General features: G+C 64.3%; 14 protein-coding genes and 1 pseudogene. 5 read left to right on the forward strand and 10 right to left on the reverse strand.

What is annotated here, in order from left to right; translation table 11 throughout:
• Positions 1 to 13: 13 nt before the first annotated feature.
• The 5 genes from AC5JDC_RS26720 to AC5JDC_RS26740 form a co-directional block, all read right to left on the reverse strand.
• A complete protein-coding gene (locus tag AC5JDC_RS26720; RefSeq protein WP_495846202.1) occupies positions 14 to 1,438 on the reverse strand; it encodes an amidohydrolase family protein in 1,425 nt (474 codons plus the stop codon).
• Positions 1,439 to 1,440: 2 nt separating this feature from the next.
• On the reverse strand, positions 1,441 to 3,117 hold the full coding sequence (locus tag AC5JDC_RS26725; protein ID WP_495846204.1) for a class I adenylate-forming enzyme family protein: 1,677 nt from the start codon (positions 3,115 to 3,117) through the stop codon (positions 1,441 to 1,443).
• A complete protein-coding gene (locus AC5JDC_RS26730) occupies positions 3,114 to 3,959 on the reverse strand; it encodes a MaoC/PaaZ C-terminal domain-containing protein (protein ID WP_495846206.1) in 846 nt (281 codons plus the stop codon). The genes AC5JDC_RS26725 and AC5JDC_RS26730 overlap by 4 nt, the downstream gene beginning before the upstream one ends.
• On the reverse strand, positions 3,959 to 4,858 hold the full coding sequence (locus AC5JDC_RS26735; protein ID WP_495846208.1) for an SDR family NAD(P)-dependent oxidoreductase: 900 nt from the start codon (positions 4,856 to 4,858) through the stop codon (positions 3,959 to 3,961). The genes AC5JDC_RS26730 and AC5JDC_RS26735 overlap by 1 nt, the downstream gene beginning before the upstream one ends.
• Positions 4,859 to 5,149: 291 nt before the next feature.
• Positions 5,150 to 5,866, reverse strand: a complete 717-nt coding sequence (locus AC5JDC_RS26740; RefSeq protein ID WP_495846210.1) for a TetR/AcrR family transcriptional regulator — start codon at positions 5,864 to 5,866, stop codon at positions 5,150 to 5,152.
• 256 nt (positions 5,867 to 6,122) lie between these two features.
• Here AC5JDC_RS26740 and AC5JDC_RS26745 point away from each other — a divergent pair, with 256 nt between their 5' ends.
• The 5 genes and pseudogenes from AC5JDC_RS26745 to groEL form a co-directional block, all read left to right on the forward strand.
• A complete protein-coding gene (locus AC5JDC_RS26745) occupies positions 6,123 to 7,280 on the forward strand; it encodes an acetyl-CoA acetyltransferase (RefSeq protein ID WP_495846212.1) in 1,158 nt (385 codons plus the stop codon).
• A complete protein-coding gene (locus AC5JDC_RS26750) occupies positions 7,273 to 7,677 on the forward strand; it encodes a Zn-ribbon domain-containing OB-fold protein (protein WP_495846214.1) in 405 nt (134 codons plus the stop codon). Before AC5JDC_RS26745 ends, AC5JDC_RS26750 begins: the two co-directional genes overlap by 8 nt.
• Before the next feature lie 40 nt (positions 7,678 to 7,717).
• Positions 7,718 to 8,872 carry an acetylornithine deacetylase gene (gene argE, locus AC5JDC_RS26755; protein WP_495846216.1) on the forward strand — a complete coding sequence of 385 codons (1,155 nt, stop codon included), beginning with the start codon at positions 7,718 to 7,720 and terminating at the stop codon, positions 8,870 to 8,872.
• A 23-nt stretch (positions 8,873 to 8,895) separates the two neighbouring features.
• Positions 8,896 to 10,110, forward strand: coding sequence for an NAD(P)/FAD-dependent oxidoreductase (locus AC5JDC_RS26760; protein ID WP_495846415.1), 1,215 nt, complete (start codon positions 8,896 to 8,898; stop codon positions 10,108 to 10,110).
• A pseudogene (gene groEL / locus AC5JDC_RS26765) lies at positions 10,052 to 10,469 on the forward strand (chaperonin GroEL); the annotation flags it as partial. The gene AC5JDC_RS26760 and the pseudogene groEL, both read left to right, overlap by 59 nt.
• A 480-nt stretch (positions 10,470 to 10,949) precedes the next feature.
• On the opposite strand, the gene AC5JDC_RS26770 reads toward groEL, so the two are convergent.
• The 5 genes from AC5JDC_RS26770 to AC5JDC_RS26790 all read right to left on the reverse strand — a co-directional run bounded on the left by AC5JDC_RS26770 (position 10,950) and on the right by AC5JDC_RS26790 (position 16,241).
• Entirely contained in the window at positions 10,950 to 11,771 is an 822-nt protein-coding gene (locus AC5JDC_RS26770; protein WP_495846218.1) for an ATP-binding cassette domain-containing protein, read from the reverse strand.
• 10 nt (positions 11,772 to 11,781) lie between these two features.
• The gene (locus tag AC5JDC_RS26775) at positions 11,782 to 12,639 is read right to left on the reverse strand and encodes an ABC transporter ATP-binding protein (protein ID WP_495846220.1); all 858 of its coding nucleotides are present in this window, start codon (positions 12,637 to 12,639) and stop codon (positions 11,782 to 11,784) included.
• A gap of 45 nt (positions 12,640 to 12,684) precedes the next feature.
• Positions 12,685 to 14,103 carry a M20/M25/M40 family metallo-hydrolase gene (locus AC5JDC_RS26780; RefSeq protein WP_495846222.1) on the reverse strand — a complete coding sequence of 473 codons (1,419 nt, stop codon included), beginning with the start codon at positions 14,101 to 14,103 and terminating at the stop codon, positions 12,685 to 12,687.
• A gap of 3 nt (positions 14,104 to 14,106) precedes the next feature.
• Positions 14,107 to 15,243, reverse strand: a complete 1,137-nt coding sequence (locus AC5JDC_RS26785; protein ID WP_495846224.1) for a trans-sulfuration enzyme family protein — start codon at positions 15,241 to 15,243, stop codon at positions 14,107 to 14,109.
• 101 nt (positions 15,244 to 15,344) lie between these two features.
• Positions 15,345 to 16,241 (reverse strand): LysR substrate-binding domain-containing protein, encoded by an 897-nt coding sequence (locus AC5JDC_RS26790; RefSeq protein WP_106774884.1) that lies wholly within the window; start codon positions 16,239 to 16,241, stop codon positions 15,345 to 15,347.

Raw genomic sequence — 16,241 nt, forward strand, 5'->3', positions numbered from 1 at the left:
GCCCGGGACAAGTTCACGTGATTACCGGCCAAACACTCCTCGGTTTCGTTCCGGCGCGGGCGGCGGTGCTCGCGGCCGAGCGCCGGGCCCGCGCATAGATCTCGCCCTCGTCGAGCCGGACGAGCCGCCCGCCCCGCACGACGATCTCCCCGTTGCACAGCACCGTGTCCACGCCCTTGGTGCGCGAAACGAGCACCAGCTGGCGCACGAGATCGACATTGGGCTGCGCGTCGGGAAGCGCATTGCTGCGCACGACGATATCGGCCTTCTTGCCGGGCTCGATGCTGCCCACCTCCTCCTCGAGCCCGATGGCGCGTGCGCCGCCGAGCGTGAACATTTCGAGAATCGCTTCCGAAGGCAGATACTCGCCCCATTCGCGGCTGACGAGGTAGGCGATGAAGCCCAGGTCGCCAAAGGCCCAGGCCTTGGCCACATCGGTACCGAAAGCGATGGCCGTGCCGCGGCGGTGGAGCGCGGGAAACGCGCTGCGGCCGGTCTGCGAAATGGCATAGTACATGAAGTTGCCGGGGTGCCAGACGAGTGCCATGCCGCTTTGCGCCACCGCCTCGATCTCCGCCTCCTCCAGGATGTTCATGTGGGTGAAGACGCTGTTCGTCCCGATCAGCCCCGCCTCGGCGAAGTGGACCATTGCCGGCTTGCCGAAGCGCTTGCGATCGTAGTCGGCGTCGGCGACCATCAGGTTCTGGTGCTGGTGATAGACGGCGCCTTCGCTGTCCGCCAGGCGCTTGGCTTCGCGCAAAAGCTCGTCCGTCGCGCTGCCGACGCCGTAGAGCGCCACGTGGCCGCGCGCCAGCGCGTCGGGATCGCGATTGCGCTTGAGCTGACCGCCCAGCCCCCGCCGGGCACGGGCGCCGTCGCACGGGGCCCGCGGAATCTCCGCCGCCATCGGCTCGCCGCCGACGATGTCCCACAGCATGCAGTCGGTGACGGATGAGCGTATGCCGACCGAACTCGCCGCTTCGGCCACGAGGTCGGGCCAAAAACTCGTCGCCGCGTCGACGAAGCCGGTAAAGCCGTTGCGCACGAGCTCGCAGGCCGCCATCAGAGCGCTCGCATATTCGTCCTCTTCCGTGAGCGCGTTGATCCAGCGGACGAAGACGCCTGGACCGGAGCCGGCCTCGGGCGACGGGTTGGGATTGTCGGTGATGGAGCCGCGGCTCAAATGCAGCCCGGCGTGGTAGTGGCCGTCGATGAAGCCCGGATGGACGATCCCGCCTTGAGCGTCGATCCGCTGGCGGGGCTTCCAGCCCGGCTCGATCTCCCGCGTCGGGCCCACGGCGGCGATGCGGCTCCCCTCAATCGCGATCGCACCGTCAGCGAGGATGGTGCGCCGCCCGTCCATGGTCAGCACGCAGCCATGGACGACGAGGATGTCGCAGGGCTTAATCTGTCCGCCGGCTCCCCCGACCGTGGCCATGGTCAATCTCCGAACGTTCCGGTTTCGCGGTCCCAGGCGCCCGACCGCAGGTCCGCCTTCGCCTTGGTCAAGCTCTGCTTCAGCACGCGCATGGAGGGCGTGCGCTCGAAATCCTCCTCGCGGTATTCGATAAAGCGCGGGATCTTGAACGCGGCGAGCCGTGCCTTGCAGAAATCGATGATCTCCTCGGGCGGGAGGTCCGCCATGGTCTTGCCCGCCTTGATCTGCACGTAGACTTTCACCTCCTCGCCGCGGAGCTGGTCGGGCACGGGCACCACCGCGACCTCCAGCACCAGCGGATGCGAACGCAATACGGCCTCGACCTCGGCGGCGGAGATGTTCTCGCCGGAACGGCGGATGATCTCTTTCTTGCGGCCGACGAAATAGAGCAGACCCCGTTCGTCCCGGCGGGCAACGTCGCCCGAATGGTACCAGCCGCCGCGGTTGGCTTCGGCCGTGGTCTCCGGGCGGTCGAGATAGCCGACATAAAGGTCGGGGCCGGCGATCAGCGCCTCGCCCGCGTCTCCCGGGGCGACATCCACGTCATTGTCGTCGACCAGCCGGATGAAGACACCCGGCGGCTCCAGGCCCATGGTGCCGGTGCCGACCAGTTCGTCGGCGAGGTGGTGCGGCACGCGGCTCATGATGCCGCCCTCCGTGCTGCCATACTGGTTGTGCCAGTGGAAGCCGTAGCGGTCGATCATCTCCTGATGCAGTTCCTTCGGCAGCCCGGCATGGATGGCGAGCCGGATGCGGTGGTCCCGCTCGGCCGGCCCAGGCTCGCCCTTGAGCAGCAGCGCAGGGATGGAGGCGATGGAAAGGATCTCGGTGGCGTCGTACGTGGTCACGACGTCCCAGAAGCGCGAGACGGAGAAGCGCCGCATGGCGATCAGCGTGCCGCGCGAGGCGAGCGAGGTCAGGAGCTGGATAGCCGGGTCCGCATAGTAGAAGGGCAAGCAGCAGAGCTGCCGGTCCTGCCAGCCGCGGCGGAACAGGCGCAAGTCGATGTCGATCACGCGCAGCCACCAACCGTGGTGCAGCATGCAGCCTTTGGGCGCGCCCGTGGTGCCCGAGGTGTAATAGACGGTGATGACGTCCTCGCGCCGGCACTCGGCCTTCTTGAAATCGAGAGGCGTGGCCGCGTTCTCGTAAGAGGCGAGCCCGTCGGGCTCGTCGCCATCCACGATGATCATGTGCCCCAGCGCCGGAGACTGTCCGCGCACCGCATTGATGACGGCCTGCTGCGGCTTGCCGAATATGGCTGCCACGGGTGCTGCGTCCTTGACGATGTGGCCGGCGTCGAACTCCTGCGCCGTGGGCGGGATCGACACCAGCGTGGCGCGGTTGGCGATGATGCCGAACAGCGCGATCATGAATTCGAGCCGGTTGTCGAGCATCACGACCACGCGATCGCCCGGCTTCAGGAATGTCTTGAGATATCCCGCAAAGCCTTGGCAGCGGCACAGGAATTCCCGCCGCGTCATCACCGGCCCGTCCTCGACGATGAGGATTGGCCGTTCGGGGTCCTCAAGGCAACCGTTGGTGACGATCTCGATCACCGTCTGCTGCGGCACGGCACTCCACTCCGCAGCCACATTCTGGTGCTTTACCCAGTGAGCGGGGCGATCGAAGCCCGTGGTATCGATAGGGGCGAGGGTATGATCCAAGGTCTCGCTCATCTGGACACCTGCGCATAACCGTTCTTGATGACGAGATTGCCCTCGGCGTCGCTCGCCTCGAAACCGGCGAGACCGCCCTCGCCCGCCCAGTGCTCGACCCGGAGCGTCTGCCCGGCGAGGAGATAGAGCGGATGGACGAAGCGGCAGCCGAGGCGCCTGAGGCGTTTGCTCTCGCCGCCGCAATGGCGGTCGACGATGGCGCGCGCCGCGAAGGCCAGCGTGCACATCCCGTGGACGATGGGCGCGGGAAAGCCTGCCGCCTGCGCCGCTTCGGGATCGATGGTATAGGCCGAATAGTCGCGCGCGGCATCCGCATAGCGCCGCGTCTGGTCGAGCGGGAGGGGGTAGGTGTCGGCAACGCCCTCGCCCCGCGGCACCTGCGGCCGCTCCGGGGCCTTTTCGCCGCGTGCATCGCGGCCCCCTGCCTCGCGCAAGAGGCACGTGCTGTACTGGGTGCAGACAGGCTCGCCGGCGTGGTCTCGCGTATACGAGCCGATGACGACCGCAGTTCCGGCCGACGTTCCGCGCGCGCCGATCAGCGTCGATACGGTGAAAAGCCGCTGGCCGGGCACAATCGGCCGGTGGAAGACGAAGTCATGCTCGCCATGCAGTATGAGCCCGGACGCGGTTTTCTGAAGCACTTCCACCATGCTCTGCATGACGGGAATGTGAGCGAAGACGGGCAAGGCGTATTCGCCGGCCAGATGTCGGGGATTGGTGTCGTCGACCGCACGCGCGAAGGAGGCGAGCCGGTGGCTGCTCGTGCGAAACTCCTCGGAATCCCGCGACATGCCGAGCGGCACGGAAGCGATGTCGAACGGTTTGGGCGAAAGCACATCCATCACGCAAGTTCCTCGACGAAATCGGTCAACCCTGGCTGCCTGGGCAATCTGCCGGCAAGGGCGCGAGAGAGATCCGCCACGCGCCAGCAGCCTTCCGTGCGTATGTCGACCGCAATCGCACTCGGCGCGATCACCTCGACGCGGTTGCCATAGGCCTGGAACACCTGGCCCGTTGCCGGGCAGTCCTCCATGGCCAGCCAGCAGATGAGCGGCGCCACGTTCTCGGGCGCGAACACATCAAACTGCCCCGCCGGCGGCGGCTTCAGCGATGTCTCGATGCGCGTGCGCGCCGAAGGCGAAACCGCATTGGAGCGGACGCCGTATTTCACGCCCTCCAGGGCCAGCGTGCGGGAAAGCCCCACCACCGCCAGCTTGGCGGCCGCGTAGTTGGCCTGGCCGAAATTGCCGACGAGACCCGCGAGAGACGTGGTGTGCACAATCGAGCCCGCCTTGCCCCTGCCGGCCTTGGCCTCGTTGCGCCAGTAATTCATGGCGTGGCGCGCGGGGGCGGCGTGGCCCTTGAGATGCACGCGGATGACGGCGTCCCACTCCTCCTCCGCCATGTTGGCGAAGAGCCGGTCGCGCAGGATGCCCGCGTTGTTGACGAGCACCTGAAGGGCGCCGAAGGTGTCGATCGCCTGGGCGACCAGGTCGGCGGCCTGCTTCCAGTCCGAAACGTCGTGTCCGCTGACCACCGCCCGGCCGCCGGTTGCCTCGATCTCCGCCACCACTTCCTGTGCCGGGCTCGGATCGATCCCGTTCCCCTGGAGGTCGCCGCCGAGATCATTGACGACGACCGCCGCGCCGTGGGCGGCGAGGGCAAGCGCGTAGGCGCGGCCGAGCCCCCTGCCAGCTCCGGTGACGATCGCTACGCGTCCGTCCAGCGCGAGCGCGCTCATGGCCGGCACTTTCCGCGACATTGGCGCCGGCTTTCCGCTCCGCCGAACCGTCTTGCTCTAACTGCCATACCCGCGCCCGTCCCTTCGCGACCGTCGGGATCGTGGAGATGCGCGCGCCCTTTGGCGTCCTGCGCTCCTCCGCGTTCTCCTCCTGCAATACAGACCAAAATGAATATGATTTCAATATCAATTTTGTCGTATCCGGTCGGAAAATCCTGGTCGCTCGTGGCGGAGATCCGTTCCCGCTCAACGGGTGCTGCGCGCTGCCACAGCGGCCGCAAACCCGTCGGGTCAGCGCAGAACTGGAGGGTCCTTACAGTAGACGGCCCTGTACCAGAGCACCGACAGCATCATGGCGACGGCCTCGGGGTCGAAGCTGTTCTCCGCCTGGGTGTTCTCCCTGCTCACGATCTCGGCGTAGAGATAGTGGAACACCATTCCCTCCAAGACCCGCGCCACCTTCATGGCCGAGCCGGGCATGTCCTCTCCGTAATTGCCGCGGAGGGCGATTGAGCGGGCGAGCTTCTCTATCCACTTCGCATGGCGGGGCCGCCACTGCTCCTGGAACTCCGGCAGTTGCGTCTGCAACTGCACATGACACTGCATCAGTCCCGGATTGGCTTGGTAGGCGGCGATGAAGAAGCGGTTGGTGTTGTGGATCGCCTCGAAGTCGCCGGTGCCCCGGCCCACCTGCCGCGCCCGCTCGTAGAGGTGGTCGATAAACTCGAGCACGACCTCCATCGCGATCTCGTTCTTGTCGCGGTAATAGACGTAGAAAGTGCCGAGCGCCACGCTGGCATAGGTGCAGACATCCGAGACCCGCAGGTTCTGGTAGCCGATCTCCTCCAGCGCCCTGGCGGCAGCGATCTTGAGACGATACCTCGTCCGATCGCCCTTGGACGCGAAGGAAATCGAATTCAGCCCCTGGGAGAGGTAATCAGCATACCTGATCTCGCGCCCCTCGACGAAAGCTGTCCCCTTCGCGTTTCGTTCAGCCGCAACCGCCATCGAAGACCTCCTTGCCCGGGTATCGCACCTGCTGTCGTGAATATCAACGTACCACCAAGCCGGGTCGGACTAGTAATTGATATTGACTTCATATTCATCTAATATGATTCTCGGCGCGTTTCCAGCCGCGGCACAAGGTGCTGCGGGAGGAGGCCGCGGGTGGGCGGCCGCACCGGTGGAGAACTCGCTTGCATCTGCTCCTTTCAGCCAGGACCGCAACCCGGACGCGCGGCGGGACGGCGGGGGAACGCCTTCCGTGACGAGACTGGCCGACACTCCGATCTACATCGTCGGTGCAGCCGAAACGCCGCTCGGCAAGGTTCCCGACCAGAGCGAGTTCTCGATGGTGGCGCTCGCCGCGCGCGAGGCCCTTTCGGAGGCGGGACTGGGGTTCCGCGACGTGGACGCCCTCTTCACCAACTATATGGGCGAAGAGGGCTCCGTGCAGCTCGGCGAGTATCTGGGCATCCGCCCGCGCTATGCCGAATCCTCCGACATGGGCGGCGCCTCGTTCGAGTTCTTCGTCCACCACGCCATGCTGGCGGTGGCCGCCGGCCGCTGTGATGTGGCCCTCGTCGGCTACGCCTCGCGCCAGCGCAGCCGCCGCAACCGCAAGCGCGCCGCGGACGCCATGGACGGCTCGCTGGCCGCGCAGTTCGAGGCCCCCTTCGGCATCCACTTCCCGATCGGCCACTATGCGTTGAGCGCGGCACGCTACATGCACCAGTACGGCGTCACGCCGGAACACCTGGCGGAGGTGGCTGTCGCCGCGCGCGAATGGGCGAGGCTCAACCCCAAAGCCTGGAGCCGCGATCCGCTTTCGATCGACGACGTCATGGCCTCGCCCCTGATCAGCGATCCCCTGCGCAAGCTCGACTGCTGCCTCGTCACCGATGGCGGCGGGGCGATCGTGATCGCCCGCAAGGACCGGGCGCGCGACGCGGCCAAGCGGCCGGTACGTATCCTGGGCGCCGGCGAGAGCCATGTCCAGTGGCATGTCGCGCAATGTCCTGACCTGACGGTGACTCCTGGAATTGTCTCCGGACGCGAGGCCTTCGGCATGGCCGGCATCTCGCCTGGTGACGTCGACGTGTTCGAGCCCTACGACAATTTCACGCATGGCGTGCTGCTCTATCTGGAGGATCTCGGCTTCTGCAAAAAGGGCGAGGCGGGGGACTTCATAGCCGGCGGCCGCTTGAGGCCGGGCGGCGGATTGCCCAGCATGACTTCCGGCGGCGGGCTCTCCTACTGCCATCCCGGCGCGCTCGGCATCCTGCTTCTGGTGGAGACCGTCCGCCAGCTGCGCGGCGAGGCGGGCGCGCGTCAGGTGCCGGATGCCCGCATCGCCGTCGCCCACGGCACGGGCGGCCTTGCATTCTCGACAGCCTCGACCGTGGTGCTTGCCCGTGACTGATGCCCCCTCCCTTTCCGACCTCGGCATTGCCGACCCGACCACGGAGCCATTCTGGAAGGCCTGCCTCGAGCGCCGGCTCATCATCCAGAAATGCCGGAGCTGCGCGTCGCACCAGTTCTACCCCCGCCCCTTCTGCCTCTCTTGCGAGAGCGACGCCTTGGAATGGGTCGAGGCGAAGGGCAAAGGTACGGTCTACTCGCTGACCACAGTGCGCATTCCGGTCATCGAGGCGCTCGAGCCGCCCTACGTGCTGGCGCTCGTGGAACTCGACGAAGGGCCGCGACTGCTCACGAACATCGATGACGGGCCGGCCCGCATCGGTGACCGGGTAACGCTCGCCTGGCGCGAGCGCGGCGGCCTGCCGCCGCTGCCGATCTTCAGGCCAGCGGGCAGCTGAAGCGATGCCGGCGCAGGCAGGCCCAAGCCGGGCGGAGTGCGTGGCGGTCATTCGCGACCTGGTCGCCTTCCCCACCGTTTCGCGCGATCCCAACCGGGACCTCATCGCCTATGTAAAGGCTTTCCTGGATCGCCACGGTGTGGAGAGCGAGCTTGTCTGGAATGCGGAGCGCACGAAGGCAAATCTCTGGGCGACCATCGGACCGGCCAACCGGCCGGGCGTTGTCCTTTCCGGCCATAGCGACGTCGTGCCGGTCGACGGCCAGGACTGGAGCTCCGACCCCTTCACCTTGCGCGAGGCGGACGGCCGACTTTACGGGCGCGGCACCTGCGACATGAAGGGCTTCGTCGGCATCATGCTCGCCTTCGTGCCCTTCCTCGTCCGCCGCGACCTCAAGGCACCCGTTCACTTCGCCATCTCCTATGACGAGGAGCTCGGCTGTATTGGTGTGCAGAGCCTGATCGACCGCCTTGCCGCCTTGCCCGTCAAGCCCAAGCTCTGCATTGTCGGCGAACCCACCTCGATGCAGGTGGTCGTGGGGCACAAGGGTGCCGGGTTCTACCGCGTGGCGCTCTCCGGCCGTTCCGCGCATTCGAGCCTTGCGCCGGCCGCCGTCAACGCCGTCGAATATGCTGCGGAGATCATCTGCATAATCGGCGAGATGGCACGCGAGCAGCGCGTGAGCGGACTGCGCGACGATGGCTACGACGTGCCCTATTCGACACTGTCGGTCACCACGGTCGCGGGCGGCAACGCGGCCAACATCATTCCTGCCGAATGTGCGTTCCAGTTCGACATTCGCGCCTTGCCCGCGGTGGATACGCGAGAGCTGATCGGCCGCCTCGAAGAGCGCATCGAGCGCGAGATCCTTCCGCGCATGCGGGCGGTCTCGCCGCAGAGCAGCGTCACGATCGAACCTGTCGCCGAGCTTGCCGGGTTCGACACCGACGCCTCCCACCCGGCGGTCACCTTCGTGAAGCAGCTTGTGGGCCGCAACGACCATGCCAAGGTGGCCTACGCCACCGAGGCAGGTCTCTTCAGCAAAGCGGGCATCGTCTCCATCGTCTGCGGGCCGGGTTCCATCGAGCAGGCGCACAAGCCGGACGAATATCTGGAACTCACCGAAGTCGATCGCTGCCGCAACGTCTTGCAGCGGCTTCTCCTCCATCTGGAGCGCGCGGAACTGCCGTGGTGACGCAACAATTCGACGCCGTGGTCGTGGGCGGGGGGATAGCGGGCGCTGCAAGCGCCTACTATCTGCGCCGGCAGGGCCTCTCGGTCGCCCTGATCGAACAGCATGCGCCCGCCTGGGGCGCTTCGGGGCGCAATCCCGGATTCCTTTGGCTACAGACGAAGGCGGCCGGCACGGCGATGGAGTTTTCCCTTGCCGGTCGGCGAATTGTCGAAACCCTTGCCGGCGAGCTCCCCGATTTCGGCTTCCGCGCCTGCGGCGGCCTGATCACCTACCGCGACGAGGCCTTTGCCGAGGCCGCCCGCGCGTTTGTCGCTGACAGGGCGCAAGCCGGGCTGTCGCTAAAGCTGCTTGACCGTGAAGAGTTGCACTCGCTCTGTCCGCAGATCGGACCGCAAGTGTCCGGCGCGGTCTGGAACCCGCTCGATGCGCATCAGGACACGCCCCTGCTCGTCCGCCGCCTGGTGGCCGCCTTCAGCGACGCCGGCGGACGGCTGATCGCGCCCGCCCGTGTGACGGCGATCGAGGTGGAGAAGGGCCGTTGTCGCGGGGTGCGCCTTGCCGGCGGCGATGTTCTCGCCTGCGCAACCGTCGTGGTGGCCTGCGGCCCGTGGTCCAACGAGCTTCTGGCGCCGCACGGCCTCGGCGTCCCCTTTCAGTGGACCAGGTTCGAGGCCGCTTCGACAGGCGCGGCGCCGTTCCGCATCGGACGGGTCGTGGCGGGCCAGTCGCTGTTCCGTTTCTTCACCCCGCCCGGCATGGACGCGGCCGCCTTTCCGCGCGATCCCTCCGAGCAGATCCGGCCCGCCCTCGGCTTCACCGAGCAGATCGCCAGCATGCCCGACGGGTCGATCCAGTTCGGCTGCGCCTATGAGATCGGCAGCAGCCACGACCAGCCGACGGTTGCGGGCCAGGCGATGGCCTGCTCCATCATGAGCAGGAACTTCCCTGCCCTGTCGGAACTGCCGATCACCAGACAATGGGCCGGACTCGTGGCACAGACCCCGGACGGACTGCCGGTGATCGATGCCGCCTGCGGCATCGAAGGCTTGATGCTCAATACCGGGCACTTCTTCGGCAATCTCGCCGGCGCCTTCTCCGGCAAGCTGCTGGCCGAGGCGGCAACCCGCTCAGACGCGTCCTATGACATCACGCCCTTCGCTTTGAGCCGTTTCACAGGGCGAGGGCATGCAGTTCGACCGCGGTTATCTCTCGCCGTATTTCATCACAAATCAGGATAAGATCGGGTCGAGCTCGAAGAGCCCTATGTTCTGATCAACGAGAAGAAGCTCGGCAATCTGCAGGCGATGCTGTCGATTCTCGAAGCCGTGGTGCAGTCTGGCAAGCCGCTGTTCATCATCGCCGAGGATGTCGAGCGCGAGGCGCTGGCCACGCTGGTCGTCAACAAGCTGCGCGGCGGCCTGAAGGTTGCTGTCGTCAAGGCCCCCGGCTTCGGCGATGGCCGCAAGGCCATGCTGGAGGACATCGCCTCCCCACCGGCGGCACCGCCATCTCGGAAGATCAAGCTGGAAACGTCACGCTCCAAATGCTCGGCCGCGCCAAGAAGGTCGTCATCGAGAAGAAGAACACCACGATCGTCGTCCCAAACGACATAGTCCGAGGATTTGATTTTTGGTGGTATCGACCGTTCGTTTTGTCAGCTTCGCCATGCATGGTCGTTCCCTTGAGAGATTCCACGCGTAAGCAAAGCGCAAGCACGGCAGGGCAAGGTTTCGGTCGGTCTATCGTAGCCTTGGCATTGATCTAATTCAAATTTGGTTTGTGATTTCAGCAGCATAGCGCGCGATCGGATAGAAATGGATAGTTTCGGGGGGAAACTTATTATCATCTCGTTGGGCACGGCTTTTGAAGCCGCGGCGCCGACATATCATAAGTCCTTCCCCGCAACCGCCCGCAGGGTCGGCGTCAAGTGCACTTAGGAGACCGAGGCAGGACCGAAAGGCCCGATATTTGCCGCCACCCGCAGAGCGCGCCGCAGCTGTCTTCGAGCACGGTTAATCGAACTGCATTCGGATGATCCGCGCCTATGGAGTTTGGCGCGACATGACGGCAAGCGATACTAGTTTCCGGTCTTCAGCCGTTGGCGTATTTTCGCGAGATCTATACGGGGGGAAGCCTGGAGCAGGGTTTTCGTGTAAGCGTGCTGCGGGGAAGAGAAGAGTTCCGCGCAGCTCTTCATTTCCACGGCATCCCCTCTGTGCATCACCATCGCTGTATCCGCGAAGAAGCGGACCACGGCGAGGTCGTGGCTGATGAAAACGTAGCTTAGGCTGTAAGCTTCTCGGAGTTCCGCCAGCAGGTTGAGTATCTGTGCCTGCACGGACAGATCGAGAGCGGAAACGGGTTCGTCCAGGATCAGGATTTTTGGACGCAGCATCAGTGCTCGGGCGATGGCTACGCGTTGCCGCTGCCCGCCCGATAGCATGTGAGGATAACGGGTGGAATAGCCGCCGCCCAAACCCACTCTCTCCAACATCTCGGCGACGAGCCTTCCCCGCTCACGTCCATCGATTCGCATATTGATGCGCAACGGCTCTTCCAGAATCGTGTTGATCCTTTGCCGCGGATTGAGCGAGCTGTACGGGTCCTGAAAGACCATCTGGATGTTTCGACGGACGTCAGTTTCGACTGCCCGTCCAGGCGAGACTTTCTTCCCTTCGACCAGGAGGTCCCCTGCCGTCGGCGGGTCAATCATCGCAAGGATGCGCGCGAGCGTTGTCTTGCCGCTTCCGCTTTCGCCGACGACGGCAAGCGTTTCTCCACGCTTCAGTGCGAAGCTGACATTATTGACTGCGGTGATCGTTCGCTGGTCGCCGAGCAGGCCGGGCGAAATGTGGTACTTCCGTACAATCGACCGGCATTCGAGGATTGGTGCCGTCATGTTCGAATTCTCAAAACAGGCCGGAAATGACGGGCAGCCTGGTGCCGACCGCGTTTTCCGGGAGAGCCGACAGAAGGGCCTGGGTGTACCGGCTCTGCGGGTTTTCGAAGATTTCGATGACGTCCGCGCACTCCATCATCTTGCCGCGGTACTGCACGAAGACCCGATCGGCGACCTCGGACACCACGCCCATATTGTGGGTGACGATGACCATCCCCATCCCGCGAGACCGCTGTAGCGTCATCAGCAGATCGAGGATCTGCTTCTGAATGGTCACGTCCAGGGCAGTCGTGGGCTCATCCGCGATCAGAAGCGACGGCTCGCATGCCAGCGCCATGGCGATCATGACCCGTTGACACTGGCCGCCGGACATCTGATGGGGAAAGGAAGACAGTCGCTCGGCAGGCATCGGAATGCCAACCCGGTCGAGCATGGCAATCGTCCGGTCACGTCGAGCGCTTTGATCAAGTGGCGTATGGCGTCTCAGAATCTCATCGATCTGAAAGCCGATCGTGTAGCAAGGATTGAGACTGCCGATCGGATCCTGGAATATGACACCGATTTCCTTGCCAAGGAGTGCTCGCCGCTCAAAAGCCTTCAACGCCAGGACATCCCTGCCCCTAAAGACGATGCGGTCGGCGGTAACCCTCGCACCCGGAGTGAGGAGCCCCAATATGGCGTGCATCAGCACCGACTTGCCCGAACCGGATTCTCCCACCACTGCCAGGATCTCGCCTCGCGCCAAATGCAATGAAATCCCATCGACGGCGCGGAAGACGCCTTGCCTGGTCTCGAACTCGACAACGAGATTATCGACCTCCAACAGGTGTGCGTTGCCGGCATCTGATGCCCCCCTGACCTCGGCCACGGCGTTCTCCTCGTTCAGGTAGAGGGGCCACAGAGAATCCATCCGCTACCTTTCGGTCCTGCGCCACTTGAGATCGACCCGAGATACCTCTTCTAGGATCCTGGCCCAGGATCGCGTCCCCTTGCGCATGGAACGCACATCGTATTTTTCATTCGGCGCATGGATCGCGTCGTCATCGAGGGCGAAACCCACCATGATGCTGTCTAGCCCGAGATGGTCCTTGAACCATCCGATCGCGGGTATCGAGCCGCCAGATCCGGGAAATTTCGGCTGCCGCCCCCATTCGGCCTCCAGCCCCCTTGCCGCGGCGATCAGGAACGGATTGTCCTCTTTGAGCGCGTAGGCGCCGCAGCCGTCGTCGCCTTCGAACGACACGCGGCAGTCAGAAGGTACTTGCGACACCACGTGTTCGCGAAACAGCCGGCGGATCACGTCGGGCTTCTGGGATGCCACCAGCCTGAACGACAACCGCGCCCAGGCTTGCGACGGCAGGACCGAACGGGGTGGACCCTGATTGCCGCCACCGACGCCATTGATATCGACCACCGGCCGGGCCCATGTCTGCTCCATAGCCGTGTAGCCGGTCTCGAGCACAGGTATCGACAACCCGACATCGCCGAGCGCAGCATCCGCGGCCGAGCCAAGTTCGCGCCATTGCTGCCGTACGGAGGCCGGAACTTGCTCGACCTCATCGTAGAAGCCCGGGATGGCCACTCGATTGTCGGCATCATAGAGGCCAGCCAGTATATTCGACAGCACGCGCAGCGGATTGGCGGCGACTCCGCCATATGTTCCGGAATGAAGATCGCGGTTGGGCCCGTGAACGATCACCTTGTCATGGAACAGCCCCTTGAGACGCGTGGCGATCGCAGGTGTGTCGCGGTCCCACATGGCGGAATCGCAGGCGAGGACGACATCCGCGGCAAGGTCGCCGGCTTGCTCTATGAGGGTCCGCTCGAGGCTCGGCGAGCCAGCCTCTTCCTCGCCTTCGAGAAAGATGGTGACGTTAACGGGCAGTGTGCCTGTGTGTTCAATCCACCCGCGGCATGCCTCAAGGAACGTGAATATCTGGCCCTTGTCGTCTGACATGCCCCGGCCGAGCAGGCGTTCGGTCCCGTCCTTGGCGACATCGATCTTTGGTTCGAAGGGCGGATTGGTCCACTTCTCGATCGGGTCGACCGGCTGGACGTCATAGTGTCCGTAGAAGAGCACGTGCGGCTTGGTCGTATCGTTCAAGTCTCCCAAGATTGCGTAGACCACCGGATGACCGCCCGTTTCCATGAGCCGGGATTGGAAGCCCAGAGAAGACACATAATCCGACAGCCAGAGGGCGGCCCTGCGGCACTCGCCTGCGAGGGCTGGATCAGAGGACACGGAGGGGATACGCGCCAGCTCAAAAAGCTTCTCGATCGACCGGTCGAAATGCTCGTCGATCAACCCTAGTACTGTATCGATCGCACCCATCGGCTAGCGGACCCGCAAGGCCGCAATCCCGGCCGCGCGTGACAAGGCCCGGTCGAGATCGCACTTCAGCGCGGTGACATTTTCGAGACCGATGTGAAGGCGCAGGATGTACTGGTCTTTCGGCCATCGATCGACTGACCGCTCGCCGTGCGGATATGCGGCAGCAAGAAGGCTGTGCGGACTTCCCCAGCTAGCGCCGATCTTGAACACCTCGAGGCCGCCAAGCATGCGCCGAATGGCGTCGAGCGAACCGTCATGAAGCACGACGGAGAAAAGGCCGTTGCCGCCGCGAAAGTATTTCTGAAACCTTGCGTGCCACCGATCACCGGGGCGAGCGGGATTGATCACCTCCTTGACCGCCGGATGACCGCTTAGCCATTGCGACAGCCCGAGCGCCCGAGCCGCATGATCGCGCAAGCGAGTGTCGAGTGTGAGCAGCCCCCGCATCACCAGATAGGCGTCATCGGAGGACACGCCAGCGCCCAAGCCGGCAACAAAGGCCTTGAGCGTGCGGTACATGTCCTCCGTGGCAACGGTGATGGAACCCATGCAGAGGTCGCCGGCGCCGGCAGCATATTTCGACAGCGCGGTGCAGCAGATATCGACGCCATGCTCGAACATGGATGAGGCGCCAAAACCCCAGCTGTTGTCGAGAAGGACGAGCGCACCGGCGGCATGGGCTTCAGCGGCGATGGCCGCGATATCCTGGATCTCCATCGTGTAGTAACCGGGCGATTCCAGGAGCACCAGCCGCGTTTGCGGCTTGAGGTACGCCTGCACGGAATCTGCGTCCGACGGAATGTATTCGACGTCGATGCCGAGGCGCACAAGCGCGCTCGTCGCGAAGGCGCGCGAGCCGCCATAGGCGGAATCGGTGATGATGATATGGTCGCCGGGTTTGCACAGCGCGAGTATGACATGCGTGATTGCCGCGAGCCCTGATGGAACGACGATCGCCCGATGCCCGCCCTCAATCGCGGCGATGCGTGTCTCCAACTCGCGGGTCGTCGGCGTTCCGTAGAGCCCATACATAAACCCGTCATAGAGCTGGGACCCTCGGGCCAGGAATGCGTCGGTGTCCTTGAACAGAACGGTCGATGCGCGATGCACCGGGGGGTTCAACTGCATGAAATCAGGCAAAGCTTCTCTCCGGACGACGGACGCACGTCAGCATGGCGCATGCTATTCGCCAGGCTTCACGCCGGACAATGTAGGCAAGGTATGCTTGGTATAATGAAAAGTTATGATGCCTGGGGCTGCGCTGAACGGGTCTCGAGCAGGCAATCGATGAATTCCCGCACGAGCAGCGATTTCTGTCGATCGAGCGGCAGGATCAGAAGGACACGCACGATGATCTTCGGTTCGAAGCGGCGCACGACAAGGTGCGAGATATCCGCACCACCGGTCGCACCTGGGCTGACAAAACCGACGCCGATGCCTTGCGATACGAGCGAGCAGATCGTCGAGGAGTAAGTGGTCTCGACGGCGATCTTCGGCTTCACGTTCGCGGCGGCGAAGGCTGCATCCAGCTGCTGCCGCCAACGATCCTCCGGAACGTAGGTCACCAGCGGAACTTCCGCCAGGTCCGCCGGCTCGATAACCTCTTTGAGAGACAAAGGATGTCCCTTCGGCATCAGACACGCAACCCTGTGGGTCGCAAACGGCTGCGCGTGAATCCCCGAGGTGTCGATCTCGTCCGCCGCAAGCCCGACGTCGAACTGCCCGGATGCGATCCGGTCGCGAACATCACGCGACCACAACACATGCAGCGTTACGCGGATGTCGGCGTGCTTCTTCTGGAAGGTCGAGATTGCCTGCGGCACGGCAGACGAGCTGAGGGCCGACAGGCTGGCGATCTTGATCTCCCCGGCTCCCTGGTCACGTATCCAGGCCGCGCTCGATCGCAAGGTGTCCAGGCCGCGAAACGAGGCCTCGACATCCCGGAAGAACAGCCGCGCTTCGGGCGTCGGAACAAGCCGGTTGTGAATTCGCGCAAACAGAGAGAACCGCACCGACTTCTCGAGGTCGGCGATGGCGCGGCTAACAGCTGGCTGGGTGATGCCCAAGAGGTCGGCCGCATGGGAGGCCGTGCCTGCCCGCATTACCGTCGCGAAGATCTCGACTTGCCGATGATTCAT

It is taken from the genome of Kumtagia sp., from assembly GCF_059502445.1.